The 24,027-nt window shown below is 69.5% G+C and carries 21 protein-coding genes; 17 read left to right on the top strand and 4 right to left on the bottom strand.

Features of this window, described 5'->3' with window-relative positions; translation table 11 throughout:
• Positions 1-229 precede the first annotated feature (229 nt).
• Positions 230-3,349: a BTAD domain-containing putative transcriptional regulator gene (locus tag ACXIZN_RS32510; RefSeq protein WP_457958848.1), complete on the bottom strand. Its 3,120-nt coding sequence runs from the start codon at positions 3,347-3,349 to the stop codon at positions 230-232.
• Positions 3,350-3,452: 103 nt separating this feature from the next.
• Here ACXIZN_RS32510 and ACXIZN_RS32505 point away from each other — a divergent pair, with 103 nt between their 5' ends.
• From ACXIZN_RS32505 to ACXIZN_RS32470, 8 genes are all read left to right on the top strand, one after another.
• Positions 3,453-4,583 carry a DegT/DnrJ/EryC1/StrS family aminotransferase gene (locus ACXIZN_RS32505; RefSeq protein WP_457958847.1) on the top strand — a complete coding sequence of 377 codons (1,131 nt, stop codon included), beginning with the start codon at positions 3,453-3,455 and terminating at the stop codon, positions 4,581-4,583.
• A 7-nt stretch (positions 4,584-4,590) separates the two neighbouring features.
• Positions 4,591-5,523 (top strand): NAD-dependent epimerase/dehydratase family protein, encoded by a 933-nt coding sequence (locus tag ACXIZN_RS32500; RefSeq protein WP_240596203.1) that lies wholly within the window; start codon positions 4,591-4,593, stop codon positions 5,521-5,523.
• A 26-nt stretch (positions 5,524-5,549) separates the two neighbouring features.
• The gene (locus ACXIZN_RS32495; RefSeq protein ID WP_457958846.1) at positions 5,550-6,746 is read left to right on the top strand and encodes a glycosyltransferase family 4 protein; all 1,197 of its coding nucleotides are present in this window, start codon (positions 5,550-5,552) and stop codon (positions 6,744-6,746) included.
• A complete protein-coding gene (locus ACXIZN_RS32490; protein ID WP_457958845.1) occupies positions 6,733-7,359 on the top strand; it encodes an acyltransferase in 627 nt (208 codons plus the stop codon). The genes ACXIZN_RS32495 and ACXIZN_RS32490 overlap by 14 nt, the downstream gene beginning before the upstream one ends.
• 83 nt (positions 7,360-7,442) lie before the next feature.
• The gene (locus ACXIZN_RS32485) at positions 7,443-7,967 is read left to right on the top strand and encodes a Uma2 family endonuclease (protein WP_457958844.1); all 525 of its coding nucleotides are present in this window, start codon (positions 7,443-7,445) and stop codon (positions 7,965-7,967) included.
• 207 nt (positions 7,968-8,174) lie between these two features.
• A complete protein-coding gene (locus ACXIZN_RS32480) occupies positions 8,175-8,747 on the top strand; it encodes a copper resistance CopC family protein (RefSeq protein WP_457958843.1) in 573 nt (190 codons plus the stop codon).
• Between the two features lie 45 nt (positions 8,748-8,792).
• A complete protein-coding gene (locus ACXIZN_RS32475; protein WP_126732456.1) occupies positions 8,793-9,302 on the top strand; it encodes a SigE family RNA polymerase sigma factor in 510 nt (169 codons plus the stop codon).
• Positions 9,299-10,045 (top strand): hypothetical protein, encoded by a 747-nt coding sequence (locus ACXIZN_RS32470; protein ID WP_457958842.1) that lies wholly within the window; start codon positions 9,299-9,301, stop codon positions 10,043-10,045. Before ACXIZN_RS32475 ends, ACXIZN_RS32470 begins: the two co-directional genes overlap by 4 nt.
• A 69-nt stretch (positions 10,046-10,114) precedes the next feature.
• On the opposite strand, the gene ACXIZN_RS32465 is transcribed toward ACXIZN_RS32470, so the two are convergent.
• Both ACXIZN_RS32465 and ACXIZN_RS32460 read right to left on the bottom strand, forming a co-directional pair.
• Positions 10,115-11,074, bottom strand: a complete 960-nt coding sequence (locus ACXIZN_RS32465; protein ID WP_457958841.1) for a Gfo/Idh/MocA family protein — start codon at positions 11,072-11,074, stop codon at positions 10,115-10,117.
• Positions 11,071-12,177, bottom strand: a complete 1,107-nt coding sequence (locus ACXIZN_RS32460) for a DegT/DnrJ/EryC1/StrS family aminotransferase (RefSeq protein ID WP_257483692.1) — start codon at positions 12,175-12,177, stop codon at positions 11,071-11,073. Before ACXIZN_RS32460 ends, ACXIZN_RS32465 begins: the two co-directional genes overlap by 4 nt.
• 158 nt (positions 12,178-12,335) lie before the next feature.
• Here ACXIZN_RS32460 and ACXIZN_RS32455 point away from each other — a divergent pair, with 158 nt between their 5' ends.
• The 7 genes from ACXIZN_RS32455 to ACXIZN_RS32425 are packed head-to-tail and all read left to right on the top strand — an operon-like array spanning position 12,336 to position 18,738.
• Positions 12,336-13,067: a UDP-N-acetylglucosamine acyltransferase gene (locus tag ACXIZN_RS32455; protein ID WP_457958840.1), complete on the top strand. Its 732-nt coding sequence runs from the start codon at positions 12,336-12,338 to the stop codon at positions 13,065-13,067.
• A 10-nt stretch (positions 13,068-13,077) separates the two neighbouring features.
• Positions 13,078-13,317, top strand: coding sequence for an acyl carrier protein (locus ACXIZN_RS32450; RefSeq protein ID WP_034309750.1), 240 nt, complete (start codon positions 13,078-13,080; stop codon positions 13,315-13,317).
• The gene (locus ACXIZN_RS32445) at positions 13,317-14,042 is read left to right on the top strand and encodes an SDR family NAD(P)-dependent oxidoreductase (protein ID WP_020632875.1); all 726 of its coding nucleotides are present in this window, start codon (positions 13,317-13,319) and stop codon (positions 14,040-14,042) included. Before ACXIZN_RS32450 ends, ACXIZN_RS32445 begins: the two co-directional genes overlap by 1 nt.
• Complete coding sequence (locus tag ACXIZN_RS32440; RefSeq protein WP_457958839.1) at positions 14,042-15,439, top strand: AMP-binding protein; 1,398 nt, start codon at positions 14,042-14,044, stop codon at positions 15,437-15,439. Before ACXIZN_RS32445 ends, ACXIZN_RS32440 begins: the two co-directional genes overlap by 1 nt.
• Complete coding sequence (locus ACXIZN_RS32435) at positions 15,436-16,488, top strand: LuxE/PaaK family acyltransferase (RefSeq protein ID WP_125790504.1); 1,053 nt, start codon at positions 15,436-15,438, stop codon at positions 16,486-16,488. Before ACXIZN_RS32440 ends, ACXIZN_RS32435 begins: the two co-directional genes overlap by 4 nt.
• On the top strand, positions 16,485-17,735 hold the full coding sequence (locus ACXIZN_RS32430; RefSeq protein WP_457958838.1) for an acyl-CoA reductase: 1,251 nt from the start codon (positions 16,485-16,487) through the stop codon (positions 17,733-17,735). Before ACXIZN_RS32435 ends, ACXIZN_RS32430 begins: the two co-directional genes overlap by 4 nt.
• Before the next feature lie 34 nt (positions 17,736-17,769).
• Complete coding sequence (locus tag ACXIZN_RS32425; RefSeq protein WP_457958837.1) at positions 17,770-18,738, top strand: lysylphosphatidylglycerol synthase transmembrane domain-containing protein; 969 nt, start codon at positions 17,770-17,772, stop codon at positions 18,736-18,738.
• Between the two features lie 4 nt (positions 18,739-18,742).
• Here ACXIZN_RS32425 and ACXIZN_RS32420 read toward each other — a convergent pair whose 3' ends face one another.
• Positions 18,743-20,686, bottom strand: a complete 1,944-nt coding sequence (locus ACXIZN_RS32420; protein ID WP_457958836.1) for a DUF6541 family protein — start codon at positions 20,684-20,686, stop codon at positions 18,743-18,745.
• Between the two features lie 262 nt (positions 20,687-20,948).
• Here ACXIZN_RS32420 and ACXIZN_RS32415 point away from each other — a divergent pair, with 262 nt between their 5' ends.
• Positions 20,949-22,559 (top strand): hypothetical protein, encoded by a 1,611-nt coding sequence (locus tag ACXIZN_RS32415; protein ID WP_457958835.1) that lies wholly within the window; start codon positions 20,949-20,951, stop codon positions 22,557-22,559.
• A complete protein-coding gene (gene wsfD, locus ACXIZN_RS32410) occupies positions 22,556-23,983 on the top strand; it encodes a glycan biosynthesis hexose transferase WsfD (RefSeq protein WP_457958834.1) in 1,428 nt (475 codons plus the stop codon). Before ACXIZN_RS32415 ends, wsfD begins: the two co-directional genes overlap by 4 nt.
• Positions 23,984-24,027: the final 44 nt, after the last annotated feature.

Below are 24,027 nucleotides of genomic sequence, written 5' to 3'. Positions count from 1 at the left end.
CAGGCGTCGCGAAAGTGGNTCTTCATCCGCGATCGGGCGGGACGTCCAGCGCCGACATGGACGACTCGTGAGTGGCTCAGGGGAAATGGTGAGGCGAGGTCGGCGACGTGCCCTTCCCATGTCGCGAAAGCCACTTTCGGGACATCAGGCGTCGCGAAAGTGGCTTTCGCGACACGGGTGCCGGCGGCGAGGTGGGCTTCGCGCCGCAGGGCACGCAGCTGACCCGCGCTTAGGCCAGCTGAGCGGCACCCCGCAGGCCGAGCCCGCGGCGGTAGGCCCGGTCGAAGTCGTCACCGAGCCGCTCGCGCACGGTCGTCCTGAGCAGGGCGGCGTCCAGATCGACGGCGAACGGGGTGCCCCGGATGGTCACCGCCGCGCCGATCAGGACCGCCGCCCGCTCGGCGTCGCCCCGCACCAGCGCGACCCCGGCGAGACCCTCGACGGCGCAGGCCATGGTGGTGCTGTCGTGCCAGCGGTCCGCCGACACCAGCGCCAGCCGGTGCAGCTCCTCGGCCCCGTCGGCGTCACCCTCGGCGGCCAGGACCCAGCCGAGGGAGATCTTCGCGCCGGCGCGCACGCCTTCGGCCGCGAACGAACCACCGGAACACTCCGAGAGCGCGCGTTCGCTCAGCGCGCGAGCCGCCGCCAGATCGCCCTCGTGCCGGGCGAGGAACGACAGACCGACGTACCCGGCCGCCCGGCTCTCGGGCATCCCGGCGCGGCGCGCGATCTCGATGGCGAGTTCGAAATCCGCCCGCGCGCCCGCCGCGTCCCCGTGGAGCAGCTTGCTGCCGCCGCGACGGCACAGCAGGTCCGCGTTGTCGTCGGAAGCGCCGAGCTCCCGCATCAGCCGCAGTGCCTCGTTCATCGTTTCGAGGGCTTCCGCCTGCCGGTTCGTCCAGATCAGGATCTGGGACAGATGGTCGAGGGCCATCGAAAGGCCCCAGCGTTCCCCGATCGAGCGGAACGCCTGCGCCCCTTCGAGCAGGAACTCTTCCGCTGTGTCGAGTTCGCCCTGCATCAGCGCGCGGAGACCGTAACCGGTCGGCGCGAGGGCGAGGCTCCAGGCATCGCTGTTCGCCAGCAGCACCCGGCTGCGTTTGATCAGCGCGTCGTCGTCACCGGGCGGGCCGGACACGACGCCCATCAACAGCAACAGTGCCGGGTTCCGGGGCGCCTTGGCGATATCCAGCATGAGGCCGTCCACCAACGGCAGATGCCGGTCGAGCGCCTCCGCGTGCGCACTGCCCCGCAGTCCCGCGGCGGCGGTGAGCACACAGAGCTGGTACTCCTCTTCGAGACCGTCCGGCGCCCGTTCTCCGAGCCGTTTGACCACTTCCATACACAGCGTCGAACCCTCGAAGCGGCGACCGCGCATCCACCAGTACAGCACCAGCGCGGCGGAAAGCCGGAGCGCGATCCGTACGTCGGACTCGGCGGCCCAGCGCAACGCGGCCAGGAGATCGTCGTAGGCGGCGTCGAGCCGAGCGAGCCAGACCAGCTGGTCGCCGGTGCGCAGCATCGGATCGGCTTCCTCGGCGAGGGCGAGGAAATGCTCGGCGTGCGCGCGCCGCAAGCGCTCGGTTTCACCCGCTTCGGCGAGTTTCCCGGCGAAGAAGGCCCGGATGGTTTCGAGCATCCGATACCGGTCGCCGGTGCGCTCGACCAGCGATCTGTCCACAAGGGACGGCAGCAGCTCCGCGATGTCCGGCACGGCGCAGACCGCTTCCGCGTCGGCCAGGGTCGTGCCGCCCGCGAAGACGGTCAGCCGCCTGGCGAGCAGGCGTTCGTCCTCGTCGAGCAGATCCCAGCTCCACTCGACGACGGCGCGCAGGGTGCGATGACGGCTCTCGGCGGCCCGGCTGCCCCGCGAGAGCAGCCCGAACCGGTCGTCCAGCCGGGCGGCGATCTCGCCGACCGGCAGGGTCCGCACACGCGCGGCGGCGAGCTCGATGGCCAGCGGCAGCCCGTCGAGCGCGGCGCAGACACGCTGGACGTCGCCCGCGGTGTCGTCGTCGACCACGAAACCCGGATCGCCCGCCCGCGCGCGGTCGGCGAACAGGCGGATCGCGGCGAACTCCAGCGACCGGGCGGGCGGCGTGCCCGGCGGCGGCACGGCGAGCCGCGGCACGGGGGAGACGACCTCGCCGGTGATGCCCAGCGGTTCGCGGCTGGTGGCGAGCACGCGCAGCGCGGGGGCCGCGCCGAGCAGCCGGGCGGCCAGCTTCGCGGCGGCCTCGATCAGGTGCTCACAGTTGTCGAGCACCAGCAGGACCGCCCGTTCGGCCAGCGCGTCGATCAGCCGCTCCAGCGGCGCGTTCTCCACCGGCGCGGTGACCGTCCCGAGCGGGACCGTCCGCAGGCCGAGCGCGGTCAGCACGGCGTGTGCGACGTCCGCGTCCTCTGTGTACGGAGCGAGCTCGGCGAAGACCGCGGGGAGGTCCACGGCGGCCGCCGTCTCGATGGCCAGCCGCGTCTTGCCCGCTCCGCCCGGGCCGGTCAGCGTCACCAGCCGCGAGCTCTCCAGCCTGTCGAGCACGTGCCGGAGATCGCCTTCGCGGCCGATGAAGCTGGTGAGCTGCGCCGGGAGCACCGCGGACGTGGCCTTCACAGGCGTCTCGCCGCGAAGCACTGCCAGATGCGCGGCGGCGAGCTCCGGCCCGGGGTCCGTGCCGAGTTCGTCGGCGAGGACGCGGCGGGCGTCCTCGAACGCGGTGAGCGCCTCGGCCTGCCGTCCGGCGGCGTGCAGCGCGCGGATCAGCAGCGCGCGGGGCCGTTCCCGCAGCGGCTGCTCGTCGATGACCTCGCGAAGCTCGGCGAGGACGTCTTCGTGCTTTCCCAGCTTGAGCTCGGCCTCGACGCGGTCCTCGATCGCCGATGTCTTCAGCTCGTTCAGCCTAGTGACCTGCGGATCGCGGAACGGCGCGTCGGTGATGTCCGCGAAGGCCGGGCCACGCCAGAGCCCGAGAGCATCGCGAAGCAGCTCGGACGCCTTCGCGGCGTCTCCCGCCGCGAGAGTGCGCCGTCCCTCGGCGGCGAGCCGCTCGAACCGGCGCGCGTCGACGTCGTCGGGATCCACGGCGAGCCGGTAGCCCGCCGGGCTGAACTCGACGGGCGCGAGCTTCTTCAGCGCGCCCCGCAGCCGCGAGACCTGCGATTGCAGCGCGTTCGCCACACCTTCGGGTGGTTGCTCGCCGTAGAGACCGTCGATGAGGCGCTCCGCCGGGACGACCCGGCCCGCCTCCAGCGCGAGCAACGCGAACAGCGTCCGGACCCTCGGCCCGCCGATCGGAACGGTGGTGCCGTCGTCGCGGCGCACCTCCGTCGCCCCCAGCACGCGGAATCGCATGCCGTAACCCTAGGGCGTCATTGACCTGGGCGGATCCAGCCCGCCCGAACTACGCCGATCGGCGTCTATACACTTCGCCGGGTCCCCACGCAATGGGAGAGGTATGTCTGAGCAGGAACCCGTCGTTCTGGGTCAGCCGACCGTCGGCGACGAAGAACTCGCCGCCGTGGCGGAGGTCTTCCGGTCCGGCTGGCTGGCCGGTGCCGGCCCCGCGTGCCGCCGTTTCGAGGAACGCTTCGCGAAGACCGTCGGCACCGCGTACGCCCTGACCACCAGCAACTGTGGGTCGGCACTCTTCCTCGGGCTGCGTGTGCTCGGCGTGAAGCCGGGCGACGAGGTCATCGTCGGCGACTACACGTTCCCCGCCACCGGCCACGCCGTGCTCCAGGCCGGGGCGACCCCGGTGTTCGCGGACATCCGCCCCGACGTCTGGAGCGCCGACCCGGCGTCGATCGAAGCCCTGATCACCCCGCGCACGGTCGGCATCCTCGCCGTCGACGTCGCCGGGCAGCCCGGGGACTTCGACGAATACCGCGCCATCGCCGACAAGCACGGCCTGTGGCTGTTCGAGGACGCCGCCTGCGCCGCGGGCGCGACGTACAAGACCCGCCCGGCAGGCAGCCTCGCCGACCTGGCCGCGTTCTCCTTCCACGGCCGGAAGGGCATCACCGCGGGCGAAGGCGGCGCGCTGGTCTCGGACCGCGAAGACCTCATCGCGCACGCGCGCAAGCTGCACACCTACGGCATCGAGCCCGCCATCACCCGTGAGGGTTCCGGCACGCTGCCGATTCCGGAGTTCCACGAGCTGGGCTACAACTTCCGGCTCTCGGACGTGCAGGCCGCGATCATGAACGTGCAGCTGGACCGCCTCCCGGACCTGCTCTCGGCCCGCCGTTCGGTGGCCAAGCGCTACCACGAGGCGTTCGAGAACCTGCCCGGTCTCGACGTCCCGGTGGAACTGCCGGATCGCGAGCACCCGTGGCAGGCCTACATCCTCACCGTGGCCCCGGAGATCGACCGCGACGCGCTCGCGCTGCGGATCCGCGAGCAGGGCGTGCAGTGCAACTTCGGCACGTACGCCTCGCACCTCCAGCCCATCTACGGCAAGAAGCAGACCTTGCCGGTATCGGCGGACCTCTTCGCCCGTCATCTCGCCATCCCGATGCACGCCAACCTCACCGATGCCCAGGTCGACCGGGTCATCGCGACCGTCAGCGCCGCACTGCCGAGCTAGGAGAGAAATGCCCGACAAGAAGGTCCTCTTCACCGGGGGCGGCGGTTTCATCGCCGCGCACGTCATCCCGATGCTGATCGAGGGCGGCTACACCGTCCGCGTCTTCGACAACATGACCCGCGGCGACCGTGCCCGGATCAACGAGTTCGTCGCCACCGGCAAGGTCGAGCTGGTCGAGAAGGACGTCCGCTACGGCGGCGCCGTGCGCGAGGCCATGCGCGGCTGCACGCACGTCATCCACTTCGCCACCGTGTCGATCAACAAGTCGGTCGCGGACCCGCACGAGTCCATCGACATCAACATGGTCGGCAACCACAACGTCTTCGCCGCCGCGGCGGACGAGGGTGTCGAGCGGCTGGTGTTCGCCTCGACCGCGTCCGTCTACGGAGACCCGAAGCGGCTGCCGATGCACGAGGACGACGAGCTCAAGCCGCTCACGCCGTACTGCATCTCGAAGCGCGCGGGCGAGGACATGCTCGGTTTCTACGAGCGCACCAAGGGCCTGTCCTGGAACGCGCTGCGGTTCTTCAACGTGTACGGCCCCGGCCAGAAGATCGAGGCCTACTACACGTCGGTGATCAACCACTTCATCCAGCGCCTGCGCGCCGGCCAGCCGCCGATCATCGACGGCCGCGGCGACCAGTCGATGGACTTCGTGCACGTCACGGACCTGGCCCGCGCCGTCGTCGCGGCGCTGGAGTCGGAGAAGGCGAACCTGCCGATCAACATCGGCACCGGGATCGACACCTCCATCGCGACGCTGGCGAAGATCCTCATCGACGCCGTCGGTGTCAACGTCGAGCCGCTGTTCAACGAGCGTGACGTGCTGGTCTCGCGGCGCGCCGCCGACATCACCCGTGCCCGCGAGATCCTCGGCTGGGAGCCGAAGATCTCCGTGGAAGAGGGCATGTACGAACTGGTGAAGGCTTCGGAGGGATGACCGCCGGGCCAGGGGAGAGCCGCGCCATGCGCATCGCGGTCGTGAACAACTTCTTCCCGCCGAGGGTGGGCGGAAGCGCGCACATGGCGGCGTCCCTGGCCGAGCAGTACGCGGCGCGCGGGCACGAGGTGCTCGCGATCACCGCCGCGTACGCCGACGCCCCGGCCGACGAGACGAAGGACGGCTACCGCGTCGTCCGCCTGCCCGCGGTGAAGATGCCGCAGCTGGGCCTGTCGATCGACTTCGACATGAGCTTCGCCTCGCTGCGGCCGGGGAACTGGCGGCGGCTGTGGAAGCTGCTGGACGAGTTCAAGCCGGACGCCGTCCACCTGCACGGGCAGTTCTTCGACCTGTCGTGGCTGGCCGGGCTGTACGCGCGGCGGCGCAGGCTGCCGATGCTGCTGACCATCCACACGCTGCTGATCAGCGACAACAAGCTGTACGGCGGCGTGTTCCGGCTGCTGGACAGGGTGCTGGTGAACCCGATCCTGCGCTACCTCAAGCCGCGGTACGTCATCCTCGACAAACTCGGGGTCGACTACTGCGTCGAGCGCTACGGCACGAGCGACGCGAACTCGGACTACTTCCCGATCGCCGTCGACACGGGGAACTTCGAGAAACCGCTGACCCTCGATGTGCGGGCGGAGCACCAGCTGGGCGACGGTCCGGTGATCGTCTCGCTCGGGCACGTCATCCCGCTGCGCAACCGGCTCCCGCTGGTCGAGGCGCTGCCGTCCATTTTGGACAAACATCCCGGTGTGAAGGTGGTCGTCGTCGGCCGCGTCTACCACGACGTCTTCCTGAAGCGGGCGGAAGAACTCGGCGTCGCGGACGCCATCATCGTGACCGGCGCCGTGCCGAAGGCCGACGTTCCCGCGTACTTCGCGGCGGCCGACATCGTGACGCACGACCTCAACGGCGGCTGCGGCACCGCGTCGCTGGAGGCGATGCTCTCGGGCACCGCGACCATCGCGTCGGTCACCGAGGACAACTACCCGGGCATCGAACTGCGCAACGGCGAGAACATCCTGCTGGTGCGGCCGGACGACAGCGAGGCGGTGGCGAACACCGTCATCGAACTGCTCGACGACCCCGAGAAGCGGGCTTTGGTGGCACAGCGGGAAAGCGCGATGGTGCGGGCCAACTTCGGCCTCGACGTCGTCGCCGAAGAACACCTGCGTACCTTCGAGAAACTGGTGACCGAGGCCGATGTTCTTCGATGACGAGCGCAGCAACCGCCTGCGCCCGCAGATCCTGACCGAACTCGTCTCGCAGTACATGAACGACGCCGAGCGCGCCCGGTTCTACGGGCTGCCGGAGTCGACGAGGGTCCGCGAACGGGTCAAGATCATCAGCCCGGAGAACCTGAAGATCGGCGAACACTGCTGGATCGGCGAAGGCGCTGCGCTCGACGCGAGCGGCGGGCTGGAGATCGGCGAACACACCAGCATCGGGCTCAACACGCTGATCTTCACGCATTCCAGCTGGCTCGCGAACATGACGCTGCAGAACCACTCCGGCAGCGACCTCATCGAACGCAAACCCGTGAAGATCGGCAAAGGCTGCTTCATCGGCGGTCTCGTGGTGATCATGGCGGGCGTCACGATCGGCGATTTCGCCACCGTGCAGCCGAATTCCGTGGTCGCCAAGGACGTCCCGCCGCGCACACTGGTCGCGGGCAACCCCGCGCGCGTGTTCCAGAAGTACGACGACGAGTACATCCAGTCCGAAGTGGAGCGGGTGCGCGCCGAGAACGCGCGACGGCGGGCGCTGGCGGAGGAGCGCGGGGACACGCCTGGGGCTTGGGGCGCTCCGGCGGGCGACTTCACGGAGTAGCCCGGCGCGCGCTCCGGCGACCACGTCGCGAAAGCCACTTTCGCGACGTCTGGTGTCCCGAAAGTGGCTTTCGCGACACGCCGTTGCGAGTCCGCAAGAGCGCGGCCGCCCCGGAATCGCGCCGAAGTGGCCGGTGGTGTCCTGGTAGCGGCGCCATTCCTGGACACCCGGCACAACAGGCGGTCACGCGGCTCGCGTACTGGCTGGACGAGCGCCTTCCGGATCTGGTCGCCCTCGCCGGAGTCGAACTGCTGCTCGCCGAAGAACCGTTGAGCATCCGAGTGCCGGACGTCCTCGGCACGAGCTCGACCGAGCTGAACGTCCGCAGGTCGTCGCCGGAGGACGTGCGGCTGGTCATCGAGGTGCTGTCCGAGGGCACCGTCCGCACCGACCGGGTCACCAAGTTCTCCGAGTACGCCGAAGTCGGCATCGACCACTACTGGATCGTCGACCTCGACGATCCGGCGAGTATGACCACCTACCGTTTGATCGACGGCGAGTACGAGAACTTCGGCGAGCACACCGGCAAGGTGAGCCTCGACTTCGACGGCACTCCGCTCACCTTCGACCTCGACGCGCTGACCACCCGCCACGCGCAGCGTCCTTGAATGGCTCGTGAGTGGTAAGGACGGCTAGAACCACGTCGCACCGCAGGCGCCAGCGGTCGTGGGTATGTCGTGAAGGGCACCTTGGAGACGATGAACGTCTCCAAGGTGCCCTTCGCGACATAAGGGCTCGACAGCCGGAACCAACGCCCGTCCCCACGCCCGGCTACTAGGCTCGACGGGGGAGTTCCCCGGTGAGAAGGGTGTCAGATGAGGTTCAAACGGTTTGGCGCGTCGTTGCTGGTCACCGGGTTGGCCCTGCTGGGCGCCGCGTCCCCGGCACTGGCCCACTCGGAGCTGAAGAGCAGCGACCCGGCGAGGGGCGCTTCGCTCGCGACGCCGCCGACGCAGATCAAGCTGACCTTCTCGGGCCCGGTCACCCTGGCTGACGACAACCCGATCCAGATCACCGGCCCCGAGAACGCGTCGTGGACGGTCGGCCGGGCGGAGGTCGCCGGATCGGTCGTCACGGCGCCGGTCAAGGCCGTCGGTCCCGCGGGGGAGTACACCCTCCGCTACAAGGTGACCTTCGAGGACACGCACGCCGCGAGCGGCTCGGTGAAGTTCAACCTCAGCGCACCCGCACCCGCGGCCTCCCCGAGCCCGTCGAGCAGTCAAGCCCCGGCCCCGGCGAGCAGCAGCGGCGCGGCGGCCCCGGCACCGCAGGCCGCCGAGACCACTCCCGAGGACCTGGTGCCGGCCTGGGTGTGGATCGTTCTCGCGATCGCGGCGGTCGCGGCCGGTGTCGTCGTCGCGCTCCGGTTCACTCGCCGGAAGAACTAAGCAACCTTTCAGGTGGCCAACCGTCGAACGGAGATGAGGACCAGGGTGGCTCGTGGCGATGACGAGTTCGTCGAGTTCGTGCGGAACTCGGCGACTCGTCTCCAGCATGCGGCCTACCTGCTCACCAGCGACCGGCATCAGGCCGAGGACGCCACCCAGACGGCGCTCGCCAAGACGTACGCGGCCTGGTCGCGCGTACGCCGCAAGGACGCCTACGCCTACGCGCGGCAGGTCCTGGTCAACCACGTCATCGACGGCTGGCGGCGGCCGATCCGTGAGAACGCCACGGAGGACATCCCCGAGCAGCCGAGCGGTATGGACGTCGCCGGTGCCGTCGTCGAGCGGAAATGGCTGCTCGACGCGTTGCGTACGCTCACAGACCGGGAAAGGGCCGTCGTGGTGCTCAGGCACTTCTTCGATTTGAAGGAATCCGACGTGGCCGGCGAACTGGGTGTCTCGATCGGCACCGTGAAGAGCACCAATTCCCGCGCCCTGAGCAAGCTGCGGATCACCGCGGAGGACGGCACGGAACTGATCGGGGGGCTGGGACGATGACCGACCTCGAAACGCTGCGTTCGGCCTTGCGGGAACCGCTCGCCGAAGGGTTCGCCGAGCCCGACCTCGACGCGATCATGACCAAGGGCAGGCGTATCCGCCGTCGTCGCCGTCTAGCGACCGGCGCGGGCGGGATCGCGGCCGCCGTGGTGACGGTGCTGGTCATCGTCGGCGCGGTCGCGCTCAAGGAACCGGCTCAGCGCCCGCTTCCGCCCGCCGCGAGCGCGCCGGTCGCGAGCTCGCCCGTTCCGCCTCAGCCCGCCCCGGCGAGCCCGACGATCACCGCGGCTCCGGCGGACCGGCCTTTCGGTGAGGCGATCCCTCTCGGGGTCAAGGGGGAAGGCGGCCGTGAGCTGGTTCTCTACGCCTTCGCGATCGAAGAGCCGCAGATGCCGGACGTCAGGTTCGGTCTCCAGGTCGCGTACCGGAACGGGTCCGGCGAGTACGACGCGCTCCTGGCCAGCAACGAGTTCAAGGGATCCGATCGGTCGTTCGGCTTCCACGCGGTGGACGGCGGCGACGTGATCCGGGGGACGTTCGTGCCCGTGTTCGGCTACTTCGCCGGGCCGGCGGCGCGGATCACCAGCACCGTCCGCGGGAAGCCGGTCGAGGCCAAGGCGATTCCCTGGAGCGAGGATCCGTCGGTCGTCATCTTCTGGTTCGACGGCGCCCAGGTGGAGTCGGCCGGAGTGCTGACCCCCCTCGTCGCGTACGACGCGAAGGGCCAGCGCCTCACCAAATAACGCAATTAGTCCTCTGGATGCGGTAGTTGCGTGGGCAACTACCGCATCCAGAGGACGAAATGCGAGAGATCAGGCAGCGGCCTGCGTCAGCACCTGGTCGACGACGGCGTGCGACGGCAGGATCAGGTCCCGCTCGGTGTCGGCGTCGATCTTGCCTTCGAGCAGGTCGACGAACCGGTCCAGCTGCGTCGCGAGCGGCTCGCGCGCGGTCACCAGTTCCGGGATCTCGATGACGGTCTGCTGGCGGTAGCCGAGGCCGTCCTCGGTGACCGAGTCGTGCGACACGTGCCGGTAGATGGTGACGTCGCGGCGAAGCAGGTCGATCTCGATCATGCGGTCCAGTTCGGACACCCAGAGCGAGCGGACCTTGCGCTGGCCGAGGCGCGACGCGGAAACCGTGGCGAGCCCGGATTCGAACGACAGCACCGTCTCGATGGTGTCTTCGGCGCCCTCGACCGAGCTCGGGTGGAAGTAGCCCGCGCCGGAGGCGACCCGCTGCGGGGTCGCGCCGCCGAAGAACTGGATCGCCAGGTCGACGTCGTGCACCAGCAGGTCCCACGCGACGCCGGTCTTGATCCGCGGCGCGTACGGGCCGTGGCGGCGGGCCATCAGGTGGATCGGCTCGTTGACCAGCGCCCGCGCGGTCATCACGGCCGGGTTGTAGCGCTCCAGGAGCCCGCACATCAGCGGGACGTCCTTCTTCGCCGACAGCCCCACGATCTCCTGGGAGAATTCGAAGCTGTTGCACACCGGCTTCTCGACCAGCATCGGCTTGCCCTGGCCCAGGATCTCCTGCGCCAGCTCGTAATGCGCCTCGGTGGCCGAGGCGAGCACGACGGCGTCCACATCGGACAGGGAGCCGATTTCGGGCGTCCACTGGGTTTCGTACCGATCGGCGACCTTGCGGCCCGCCTCTTCGCGCGGGTCGATCACGCGGACGAGGTCCACGCGCTCGTTCGCGGCGAGGACACGGGCGTGCAGCGAACCCATGTTCCCGGTGCCGATGAGGGCGATCTTGTGGGTGCTCATGCGCCGAGTACCTCGCGAACCGTTTCGATGATGGTGTCCAGGTCGGACTCGGAAAGGTGCGGGTGCACCGGCAGGGAAAGCGCCTGCGCGGCGACGGAAGCGGCCACCGGGAAGTCCTCGACCTTCGCGTCGGGGATCAGCGGGTTGTTCCGGTAGCAGTCGTAGTCGAAGACGATCTTCGGGTAGTAGATCCCGTTGCCGATGCCGCGTTCGGTGAGGGCGGCGGCGAGCTCGTCACGCGAGAGGAAGGCGTGCGGGCCGACCAGCACGGTGTACTGGTGCCACACGTGCTCGCGGCCCGGCAGGACCTGCGGGAGGTCGAGGCCGGGGGTGCCGGCGAGGCCTTCGGTGAGGCGCTTCGCGTTGGCCTGGCGGGCGGCGGTGAGCTGGTCCAGCTTCTCCAGCTGCGGGATGCCGACGGCGGCGTGCAGGTCGGTCATCCGGTAGTTGTGCCCGGCGACCTCGTACTGGTACCGGGCGCGCATGCCCTGGTTGCGCAGGACCCGCAGGCTGTCGGCCAGCTTGTCGTCGTCCGTGGTGATCACGCCGCCCTCGGCGGTGGTCACGTTCTTGGTGGCGTACAAGGAGAAGCAGCCGATCCCGAACGAGCCGGACGGCTTGCCCTGGAACGACGCGCCGACGGCCTGCGCCGAGTCCTCGATGACCTTGAGACCGTGCTCGGCGGCCAGCGGCGCGAGCTTGCCCATGTCCGCGGTCTGCCCGTAGAGGTGCACCGGCATGAGGACCTTGGTGCGGTCGGTGATCGCGGCGGCCACGGCGTCCGGGTCGATCGCGAAGTCGTCGCGCCGGATGTCGGCGAAGCGGACGGTCGCGCCGGCTTCCAGGATCGCGTTCAGCGTCGCCACGAAGGTGAACGGCGAGGTGACGACCTCGTCACCCGGCTGAAGGTCGAGCGCCTGGATGGCGGCGACCAGCGCGGTGGTGCCGTTGTTGACGGCGATCGCGTGCTTCGTGCCGGAAACGCTCGCGAACGCGTCCTCGAAGCGCTTGACCATCGGTCCCTGTGCGATGGCGCCGGATCGCAGCACCTCGACGACGAGGTCCTCCGCGTCACGGACGTCGACCACGGTAATGGGGATCATCTGCAAGTCTCTCTCGACTGGGCGTTCTGGTGCGTCCGGTACAGTGAGCCGCCGGTTCTGCGTCCGGCCGCCCTCTCTGGCGCGGGCCACACGTTACCGGGACCGCCGAAGCGCCCATTACCCCAGGCTGTCTCCAGCCACGACGAACGGAACTTCACGTGGTGAACCGCATCCACCCGACAGCAGTCATCGGCGAGGGTGTCGAGCTCGGCGAAGACAACGTCGTCGGACCGTTCACGGTCATCGTGGGCCCCACCCGGATCGGGGACGGCAACTGGATCGGCCCGCACGTGACCATCGGTACCCCCGGTGAGGATCGCGGCCGCGAGCACCCGGCCGCCTGGGAGGCCGCGCCGAACGGTGACCCCGATCACGACGGGCACGGTGTCGTCATCGGCAGCCGCAACCGGATCCGCGAGTACGTCAGCGTCCACCAGGGCACCTGGCGCACCACCAGCATCGGCGACGGCGGCTACTTCCTCCGCGGTTCCCACATCGCCCATGACTGCGTCGTCGAGGACGCCGTCACGGTCGCTTCGAACGTCATCACCGGCGGCCACTGCCACATCTGGTCCGGGGCGAACCTGGGCATGGGCGCGATCCTGCACCAGCGGGTCGTCATCGGCCCCGGCGCGATGGTCGGGATGAGCTCCGCGGTCCGCAAGGAGGTGGGCGCGTTCACCATCGCCGTCGGCAACCCCGCACGGGTGACGGGCGTCAACACCGTGGGGCTGTCCCGCCGCGGCCTGGACGAGGCCACCATCGAGGCACTGGGGCCGTGGCTGAAGGGTAAGGCCGGTCTCCCTGAGGACGGGCTGGCCGACCGGCTGCCCGGCGACCTCTCTACCTTGGTGAAGGCGTGGGACGCCCGTCCGCGCGAAGAGCATTAGGAGTTCAACGATGGCGGAAGTCGCCGGCAAGCTGCGTGAGGTCTTCGTCGAGGCGCTGGACCTCGATGGCGACGTCGACGTCGAGAACCTGAAGTACCGCGACATCGAGGCCTGGGACTCGGTCGGTCACATGGCGCTGGTCGCGGCCATCGAGGACGAGTTCGACGTGGAGTTCGACACCGATCAGGTGATCGACATGTCCAGCTTCAAGGTCGCCGTCGACATGGTGACCGACCTCCAGTCCAAGTGATGCTGGACGGGAAGGTCGCCCTGGTCACCGGCGGGACCCGGGGGATCGGGCTCGCGACCGCGCGGGCGCTCGCCGAGGCGGGCGCCACCGTGGTGCTGACCGGCCGCGACGAGGCGAAGGCCAAGGAAGCGGCGGCCGCGGCGGGGGCCGCGAGCGGGCTCGCCCTGGACGTCACCGACGCCAAGGCCGTGTCGACGCTGGTCCGTGGGGTGGCCAAGGAGCACGGCAAGCTCGACATCGTGGTCGCCAACGCCGGGATCATGGAGGACGCGCTCCTCGGCATGATCCGCGAGGAACTGGTCGACACCACGCTGAGCACGAACGTCGCCGGCACGCTGCACACCGTCCAGGCCGCGGCCAGGGCGATGATGCGCAAGAAGACCGGGGCCATCGTGGTGCTGGCCTCCATCGTCGGCGAGCACGGAAGTGCTGGTCAGACGGTGTACGCGGCCTCGAAGGCGGCGGTGGCGAACATCGCGCGTTCGGCCGCGAAGGAGCTCGGCCGCTCCGGGATCCGGGTCAACGCGGTGGCGCCCGGCGTCATCGACACCGATCTGACCTCGGGCCTGACCGAGGACGCCAAGGCCGAGAACATCGGCAAGACCCCGCTCGGGCGGCTCGGCACGCCCGAAGACGTGGCGAACGCGATCCGGTTCCTCGTCAGTGATGACGCTTCGTTCATCACCGGGCAGGTGCTGGGCATCGACGGAGGCTTGGTTCTGTAATGACCCTTCTGGGTGTGGGTGCGCGACTGATCGACGTCACGAGCGGCAGGACGCTCGAGGGCGAGGAACTCGACACCGAGGTCACCCGCGTGGGTGCCGCGTTGTCGCTGCTGCCGCCGGGCGCGCTGTTCGCGCGGATGTCGGTGGACCTCCCCAGCGTCCTGAACTACCTCGGCGCGTTCGAGGCGGGCCGCGCGATCGCGTTGATCGACCCGGCGCTGGACGCCGAAGTCCTGGCGGGGCTCATCGAGCGGTTCCGCCCGGCCGCCGTGCTGTCCGCGCCGGACGCGCCCGCACCCGAGGGTTACGGCGTTTCCGACGGGCACTGGGTCCGGAAGTCCGCCGACGGTGTCGAACCGCATCCGCATCTCGCGATACTGCTGCCGACCAGCGGTTCCACCGGCAACCCGAAGCTGGTCCGGCTCTCGCGCGGCGCGGTGTTCGCCAACGCCGACGCGATCGCCGAGGTGCTCGGCATCGACCGTCATGAGATCGCGCCGACCAGCCTCCCGCTGCACTACAGCTACGGGCTATCCGTGCTGAACTCGCACCTCGTCCGCGGCGCGACCGTGGTCATCGAGCCCTCGGGCGTGCTCGGGCGCGGGTTCTGGGACGCGGTCAACGAGCACAAGGTCACCTCGCTCGCGGGCGTCCCGTACCACTACGAGATGCTGCGGCGGCTCAAGTTCGACCCGGCGAAGTACCCGACGCTGCGCACGCTCACCCAGGCGGGCGGCAAGCTCCGCGACGATCTGGTCGCCCAGTTCAACGACAAGATCCGCGAGGTCGGCGGACGGATGTTCGTCATGTACGGCCAGACCGAGGCCGCCCCGCGGATGACCACCGTCCCGGCGGAACGGCTCGCGGAGAAGCTCGGTTCGGCCGGGCCCGCGCTGCCCGGCGGCTCGTTCGCCATCCGGCGCGAGGACGGTTCCGAGACGACACACCCGAAGATCGTCGGCGAGGTCGTCTACCGCGGGCCCAACGTGATGATGGGCTACGCCGAGGACGAGGCCGGGCTGGCCGCGGGCGACGAATACGGCGGCGTGCTCGCCACCGGCGACCTGGGTTATCTCGACGAGGACGGGTTCCTCTACATCACCGGACGGCTCAAGCGGATCGGCAAGGTCTTCGGCAACCGGGTCAGCCTGGATGATCTCGAGCACGCCGTGCGTTCCGCTTCGGTGGGGATCGACGTCGTGGCCGCCGTCCCGGCCGGGGACAAGGTCGTCCTGTTCGCCGAAGGCGCCGACAAGGACATCTGCAAGGACGCCGCGAAGGCGCTGTCCGAGCGGCTGCACCTGCACACCAGCGGGTTCGACGTCCGCCCCATCGACACCGTGCCGCTGCTGGCCAGCGGCAAGATCGACTACCGGTCGCTGGAGGCCCAGGTATGAGTGTGTTCACGCTTTCGCAGGCAGAGCGCGAGAAGCACCTGCTTCCGCAGCTCGCCGAACTGACCGCGCACCACCGTGAGAACTCCGAAGGCTACGAGCGCATCCTCTCGTCGCTCGGCATCGCGCGGGACGCGGAGTTCGCGTCCATCGCGGATCTGCCCTGGCTGCCGGTGCGGATGTTCAAGACGCACGACCTGCGCAGCATCCCGGAGTCCGAGATCTTCAAGACGCTGACCTCGTCGGGCACCACCGGCGCGGGCGCGTCGCGGATCTACCTGGACAAGGCCGCCGCCGGCGCGCAGACCAAGCAGCTCGGCGCCACGCTGCAGGAGGTCCTCGGCGGTGAGCGGCTGCCGATGCTGATGGTCGACACCATCGGCATCATCAAGAACCGCCGCTCGTTCTCCGCGCGCGGCGCGGGCGTGCTGGGCATGGCGAACTTCGGCCGCAAGCACACCTACGTGCTCGACGAGAACGACCAGCCGGACGTCGAGGCGGTCAAGACGTTCCTCGCGACGTACGGCGACAAGCCGTTCCTGATCTTCGGCTTCACCTTCATGGTGTGGCAGTACCTCTACGAGGTCGCCCGCGAGCACAAGCTGGACCTCTCCAACGGGATCCTGATCCACTCCGGCGGCTGGAAGAAGCTGATCGACCGCGCGGTGGACAACACCGAGTTCCGCCGTCGCTTCAAAGAGGACACCGGGCTCACCCGGATCCACAACTACTACGGGATGATCGAGCAGATCGGCACCGTGTTCCTCGAAGGACCGTCCGGGAACTCGCTGTACTGCCCCGATTTCGCCGACGTCGTGATCCGGAACCCGGAGACCTGGGAAGAGCAGCCGGTCGGCGAACCGGGCGTGATCGAGGTCGTCAGCACGCTGCCGCACTCGTACCCCGGCCACGTCCTGCTCACCGAGGATCTCGGTGTCTACAACGGAATCGACGACGGCGACTGGCCGGGCAAGCACTTCTCGGTGATGGGCAGGCTGCCCAAGGCCGAGGCCCGCGGCTGCTCGGACACCTTCCAGGGAGCGGCGGCATGAGCCTGAACCAGCGTTTTCCGCTCGCGGAAGCGATCGAGGTCGACAAGCTCGTCGAAGAGCTGCGGGCCGAGCCCGTCGGCGGACGGCTTCGCGTGGGCGACCCGCGCGTCGTCGAGTTCCTGACGAAGTTCGCGCGCAAGCTGCTCGCCCCCGCGACGGCCCGGCGCTTCCCGGAGCTGGCGTCGCTCGGTTTCTTCCTGCGCAAGGGAGAGATTGCCAAGGCGCTGAAGGCACTGTCTACTTTGGAGACTTCCGGCGACGCGCTGCGGTTCCCGCGCGGACTCGTCTTCCACGTCCCGCCCGCCAACGTCGACACGATCTTCGTGTACTCGTGGGCGCTTTCGGCGCTGGCCGGTAACCACAACGTCGTCCGCGTGTCCTCGCGTTCGGCCGGCGCGGCGGAAACGGTGCTGGAGGCGCTGAACGCCGCACTGTCCGAAGTGGACGCCGACACCGCCGCCGCGATCACCGCGACGCAGCGCATGGTCACCTACGACCGCAGCGACGCGATCAGCGGTGCGCTCTCGGTCGCCGCGGATCTGCGGGTGATCTGGGGCGGCGACGCCTCGGTCGCCGCGCTGCGCAAGTACCCGCTCGCCCCGCACGCGCGCGACCTGACCTTCCCGGACCGGTCGTCGTTCGCGGTCGCGTCGGTGCGCGGCTGGCAGAACGCCTCCGAGGCCGAACGCCGCGGCGCGGCCGAGGGCTTCTACAACGACTCGTACTGGTTCGATCAGGCAGCCTGCTCGTCACCGCGCGCGGTGTTCTGGGTCGGCGACGAAAACGGCGCCCGCGAAGCCGGACAGGAATTCCGGAAGCTGCTCGCCGAGGTGCTGGCGACGAAACAGCACGTCACCGAGCCCGCCATGGCCGTGCAGAAGCGGGTTTCGGCGTACGGCGCCGCCGTCGACGGGCTCGTCAACGGAATCGAGTTCCAGGGCAACGGCATCGCGACCCTCGAACTGACCGACCCCGCGATCCTCCCGCGCGAATGGCTCGGCGCGGGCACTTTCGCCAACGCACGCGTCGACACGCTTTCCGACCTCGTCCCGATCGTGCTCCGCAAAGATCAAACCGTCGGTCAATTCGGCTTCACCAAAGAAGAATTGACGGAATTCGTGACGGAATTGGCGGGCCGCGGCGTCGACCGTGTCGTTCCGTTCGGCTCGGCCCTGACGTTCTCCGCGATTTGGGACGGCTACGATCTGCTGACCGAGTTCAGCCGCTTGGTGACCGTACAGGCCTGACCTGCGGTGACGAGGTAGCAGCAGAGGAGGTTCAGTGACGACCGTCGAAACGCCCGAAGAGGACACTTCGGTTTCCGTAAAGCAACCGAAATCCACGAAGGCGAAGATCCTCGACGTCGTCCGCTGGGCCGCCATCCTGCTGGTCGTCGGTTTCGCGGCGAAGACCCTGGTCGCCAATTGGGGTGAATTCTGGCGCACCTTGTCCGAGGTCGCGTGGGAATCCTCCACGTTGAGCCTGCTCGCGCTCATCGCCGCGATCATGGTGTCGACCTATGGCTGGCAGGTCATGGTCGACGACCTCGGCAAGCCGATCGGCTACGCCCGTGGCGCGCAGATCTGCCTCGTCGGCTCGCTCGGCAAGTACGTGCCGGGTTCCGTGTGGGCGTATCTGCTGCAGATGGAGCTGGGCCGCAAGGCCGGGCTCGCCAGGGCCCGGATCTTCACCGGCTCGCTGATCCAGCTCGGTGTCGGCGTGGTGTCCGCGCTGGTCGTCTCGCTGCTCGCGGCCCCCGCGGTGTTCAGCAACAGCCCGCGGGCGCTGTGGCTGTTCGTGCTGATCCCGGTCGGCCTGGCGATGCTGCACCCGCGCGTGCTCACCTGGGGCACGTCGCTGGTGCTGCGGATCCTGCGCCGCCCGCCGCTGGACCACCGGCTGAGCTGGTCGGTCGTCGGGAAGGTCTTCGGCTCGTCGACCGCCGCGTGGGCGCTCCAGGGCGTGCACCTGTGGCTGCTGGCGAACTCCGTCGGCACGCCAGGGTTCAGCGGGTTCGTGCTGTGCGTCGGCGCGATGGCCGTCGCGATGACCGTCGGGACGTTCGCGTTCATCCTGCCCAGCGGCGTCGGAGTTCGCGAGGTCGCGCAGGTCGCCGTGCTGACCGCCTCGGGGCTCACCGTCGTCCAGGCGACGGCGTTCGCCATCGCCTCGCGGGTGATGTTCACCGTCGCCGACCTGATCACCGCCGGTGGCGCCGCCCTCTCGGCCCGCCTCGTAGCCCGCGATTAGCCGGCTAATCGCGAGGGGTCAGCCGGTAGATGACGGCGTCGGCGTTGCGGTACACCTCGGTCACGAAGTTCAGCCCCTCCAGATCGCGCAGCCCGGGCTGGCGCTGGGCACCCGTCGGGTAGCCGTACTGCCCGAGGATCACCCACCGCACGTTCAGCCGCGCCACCGCCGCCCGCACCTGGGGGTTCGACGGGTACTCGCGGAAATGCCACTCCAGCAGCCCCACGTCCGGCGGCGGCAGCGTCTCGTCGAAATGCCCGGAAGTCGTGCGGACGCCGGAGAGCGCGTAGGTCCACACCGTCCCGTCCAGCCGGTCGTTCAGCACGCGCTCGCCGGGTTTCACGAACTCGGCGAGCTTCTCCATCGCGACGACCTCGTCCGGGCTCACCGGCAGCTTGTGCGGATTCACGCCTGGCGTGTTCGCGTAGCCGGGCGCGATCTTCTCCGCGTTGGACCGTGCGTAGAAACCGTCACTCAGGAAGGCGAACGCGCCGAACACCACCACCGCGACGGCGAACGCGGGCACCTTCCGGTGCGTCACGCTGTCCCGGAGCCACGCCTGCGTCTCGGCGAGGCCGTGGGCGGCGATGATCGCCAGCGGGATCGCCGCCATCGACATGAACCGGTACGGGTCGTTCCACCACGGCCGGGACAGCGTCAGCACGAGCGGCTGCTCGGACGACGTCACCGCGATGTAGGCGAACCCGGTGATCAACGCCGTCACGCCGATCCAGCGCAGCCCGCCCAGCCGCGAAAAGAAGATGAAGCCCAGCAGCAGCGCGGCCGAAAGCCAGACCTGCGGGTACGGCTGGTGGTGCTGGAAGCCCAGCAGCGCGCCGAGCGCCGTCGTCGCCCGCCATTCGACCGGCCAGCTGCGGTAGGGCACCTCGCCGTTCGCGAGCCCGATCGCGCCGAACAGCTGCAACCACGCCACGACGATCGCGATGACCGCGACGATCGCCAGCGCGCGCAGGTCCTGGCCGATCCGCCGCCACCGTTCGCCCGGCGCGACCCAGCGTTGCAGCAGTAGCGGGCCGGCGAACAGGATCGAGCCGAACAACGCGGACGAGTGCACGCACAGCAGCCCGAGAGCGGCGGCCAGCAGCACGAAACCGGTGTCGGGCGCGGGCCGGTCGAGGTAGCGCTTCACCGCGACGGCGGCCAGCGGGGTCAGCGCGAGGCCGAGCAGGAACGGGAGCAAAGGTCCCCTGCTCATCGATTCGTACAGGCCCATCACCGGCGCGATGGAGACGAGGGCGACCGCGCCCGCGAACACCGCGCGCCCCCGGAACACGCGCACCATCGTGACCAGCGACAACGCGAGCAGTGCGGGTAGCAGCGCGGTGTTCACGTTCAGCGTCAGCGGGATGGTCGCCGGGCTGAGCAGGTACACCACGGACGCGAGCAGGTGGTACGCGTTGGGATAGAACACCGGCGCCGCGCCGCCGTACCAGTTGACCTCGCCGGTGCCGAACAGGCCGCCGTCCCCGGTCTCGGCGATCTGCCGGACACCGTTGGCGTGGTAGACGGCGTCGAACCCCTGCGGGATGGCGTCCAGCCTGCCCATCCCGCGCACCACCGCGTACATCCCGACGCCGGCCGCGAGCAGCAGGCACGCCCCGACCGCGAGATGCCCGGAACGTCCCCACAGCGGCTCGTCGGGCGCGGGCGGCCATCGGCGCAGCGTGAGCCTTCGCAGACCGAACGCGACTCCGGCGAACAAGGCCGTCGCCACCGCGTACGTCACCGGGTTGAACGGGAGCCCGAGAGCGGCCGCCCACGGCCCGGCGAGACCGCCGATCGCGTAACTCAGCAACGGCGTCATCCCCGCGAGCACCCAGCCACGCAGGCCGGCGGCGAGCCCGGTGAGCAGACCGGGGAGACCGATGACGAACAGCGCGACGCACAGCGTGACGACGTCGGCCGACAGGGAGGTCTGGGTGGGCACGGGCTACCTCGGGGTGGGGAATCCGCACGGAACCCCCGAGGTGCGGAACGGAATGGAAAACCAGATTAACCGCGGGGCACCGTTACCCGAAGGAGTCACATCCGGTCCGGCACAAGGGCGGGACATTGCCTACTTTGTGCACACTTGCTGGCCCATTCGTGTCAATTGACTGCGCCGAAAGAAACGCACCGGCGCGGTGATCGATACTTGACCGTAGTCTTTTCGCACACGGGGTGACTCGGCCCGGGAGGGTGGGGATCAGGTGGTGATCGCGCTCGTCGTCGCCTGGTTCCTGGTCGCGATCTTCGTACTGGTGGCCTGGCCGAGGATCGGCGCCGACAAGGCCTGGCGCGTCTGCGCGCTGCTGCTGACCCTCGTTTTCTCGCTGGTGCACCAGCTGATGTTTTCGACCATCGCGGAGGACGCGTACATCACTTTCCGTTACGCCCAGAACATCGCCGACGGCAACGGCCCGGTCTTCAACCCCGGCGAGCGGGTCGAGGGTTACGCGAATTTCCTCTGGATGATCGTGATCGCTTTGCCGAAGGCCGCTTTCGGGGCCGACATCGAGACGTCCGCGATCGTGCTCGGCGTCCTCGCCACGCTCGGCGTGGTCCTGCTCGCCCACGTGACGGTGAACCGCGTGGTCGCGCGGGCCGCCGGTGAGGCGCGCCCGGCCTATGGCGTGGCCGCCGCGGTGCTGGTCGCGGGTGCGGGCGGGCTTGCCGCGTACGGCGGATCCGGCACCGAGACGCCGTTGTTCGTGCTGCTCGTGTTCGGTGTCTTCGCCTCGCTCGCGGCCCGGCGGCCGGTGGTCGCCGGGGTGCTCGTCGCCTTCGCGACGATGACGCGGCCGGCGGGGTTCCTGCTCGCGGTACTGGTCGGGATCTGGCTGGTCGTCGCGGCCCTGCGCGGCCGCTACACGTGGTGGTCACCGGTGGGCTGGCTGCTCGGAGGGCTCGTCTTCGCGGCGCCGTGGACGGCCTGGCGGGTGACCTACTACGACCATGTCCTGCCGACGTCGGTCGTCATCCCCTTCGACCTCGAGCTGCCCGCCCGGATCGACGCCGGATGGCGGTATCTGTCGGGTTTCTCGCTGGTCCACCAGGGATTCCTCCTGCTCGGCCTGATCTCCGTGGTGGCCCTTCTGCTGCGCCGGACCGGCCGGACGCCGCACGAGGCCGAAGCCAGGTCGCTGACCTGGCTGATGCTGGCCACCGCCGTCGCGCTCACCGGTTTCGTGGTCTTCTTCGGCGGCGACGCCGGGCCCGCCTGGCGGCTGCTGGCGCCGATCCCGCCGCTGTTGTCGGTGGCGGCCGTGTCCGTTTACGGCGTGCTCGTCGCGGCCGCGAAGCCCAGCCCCCGGCCGCGTCCGCCGGTCCAGCGGCTGATGCCCGCCGCCGCGGTGGCGTTGTCCGGGCTCGCGGTGCTGGTGTCGGTGTTCAGCCCGGAGATGCTGGCCCGCGTGCGCGCCTGGCACGACCACGGCGTTCAGATGGAGGAGATCGGCCGCTGGCTCGACGCCTACCTCCCGCCCGGTTCGGTCGTGAGCACCTCCGCGCCCGGCGTGCTGTCGTATCACGCCGGGACACGACTGCAGATCGTCGGCGTCCGGGGCCAGGCCGAGGAAACGGGCGAGGCCGTCGTCTCCAGGCGGCATCCGACGATCGCCGTCGTCACTGATAGCGGCTACTCGGCGGAGCAGACCTGCGTGATCGACCCGGCGTACGCGGCCAGGTACCGCGTCGCGACCTTCGCGCGTGAAGGAACCTCGTCGTGGATCACCGTGTTCCCGCGGGCGGACGTCGAGCGAGCGGTCACCTCGGCCCTCGACCGCTCGCCGGATTTCCGCCACGTACCGTGCCCTTCGTGAGTGTCGTTTCCCCCAGCAGACCGGCAGCGCGTGAGGCGACCTCGCGCCTGTTCGGCCTCGGTGTGTTCGCCGCCGCGCTCACCGTGCTCCTGGTTCGTTTCCTCGTGCCGCGGCCGATCGCGATGTCCGACAACGGTGACGGTTTCCGCGTGCTGTGCGGTGCGGGCATCCCGTGGAAGGGCAAGCCGGAGGGATTCGTCCACCTCGCCTACACCGTCCCGGCGGGCGAATGCGACGCCACCTATCTCCTGACCCAAAGCTGGTTCGCGCGGATCGCGCGGTCGATCGGCGGGGTGCTCGGCCTCGAATCGACGCTCAGCCTGGTCGTCCTCGGCGTGCTCACGAGCGTTCTCGCCGCCGCGGCGGTCGCGCTGATCGTCGTCGGGCTGCCGTACTCGCGCCGCGTCCGCGGTTTCGCGGCCGTGGGGTTGCTGCTGGTCGTCGCGGACTCCGCGTTCTTCGGCTACTTCGCCTCGGTGCTCGGCGAAGGTGCCGCCTTCCTAGGTCTTCTGCTCGCCGTCGGCGGCTTGCTGCTCGCCGCGCGGTCCGGCTGGTGGCGCTACGCGGGCCTTGCCGTGCTGCTCTTCGGCGGTCTGATCGCGGTCAACGCCAAGGTTCAGACGCTGATGATCCTGCCGTTGCTCGCGCTCGCCGCGCTGCTCGTCCGTCCGGACGGCGTCTGCGGCCTGAAGCGCTGGCTGCCCGTGGTGTTCGTCATCGGCGCCCTCGCCGGTGGCACGGCCTACGCGCAGCAGACCGTCGAGCCGGCGAAGCTGCCCGATGGCTCGCTCGCCGCGCGGCCGGGCGACGATTCGCGTGAGATCAACATGTTCAACACGATCTTCCTGACCATTGTGGACGGTCGGCACGACACCGCGGCCGACCTCGCCGCACTGGGGCTGCCCGCCTCGTTCGGCCAGTACGCGGGCAACGGCTGGTGGCATCCGAAGCCCGCGACGCAGGACCCCGAGTACCCGAAGTACCGCGAACAGATCAGCAGGCGCAACGTCGTCGAGTACTTCGCGACGCACCCGTGGCGCACCGTCGAGATCCTGGACCGCGCGGCGGGTGATCTGCTCACCGCGCGGCCGCCCTACCTCGGCAGCTTCGACCGGTCGGCGGGTTTCGCCCCGGAAACCCAGGAATACCGCGTCCCGATCGTTTCGACCGTGACGAAACTGCTGGCACCGCTGGGTTTCTTCGCGTTGCTGCCGATATGGGCCCTGATCGCCTGGCGAGGCTGGAAGACGCGGCGCGCCGCGCTGGGTGTCGCACTGGGCTTCCTGCTCGCCGTCGCCGCCGGGCAGTTCGTGCTGGCCGCGCTGGGTGACGGCCTGGAGAACGTCAAGCACCAGGTGATCGCGCTGTACTGCACGGTGCTCGGCGTCGCGCTCGCGCTGGTGACCTTCGCACGCTCGGAGTGATGTGACCTACGCGACCGTAGGTTGGTTACCCTACGGTAGCGTAA

The organism is Amycolatopsis sp. TRM77291 (genome assembly GCF_054166285.1).
Note: the sequence above shows the minus strand (reverse complement) of the source record. Positions and strands in the feature narration are given on the sequence as shown.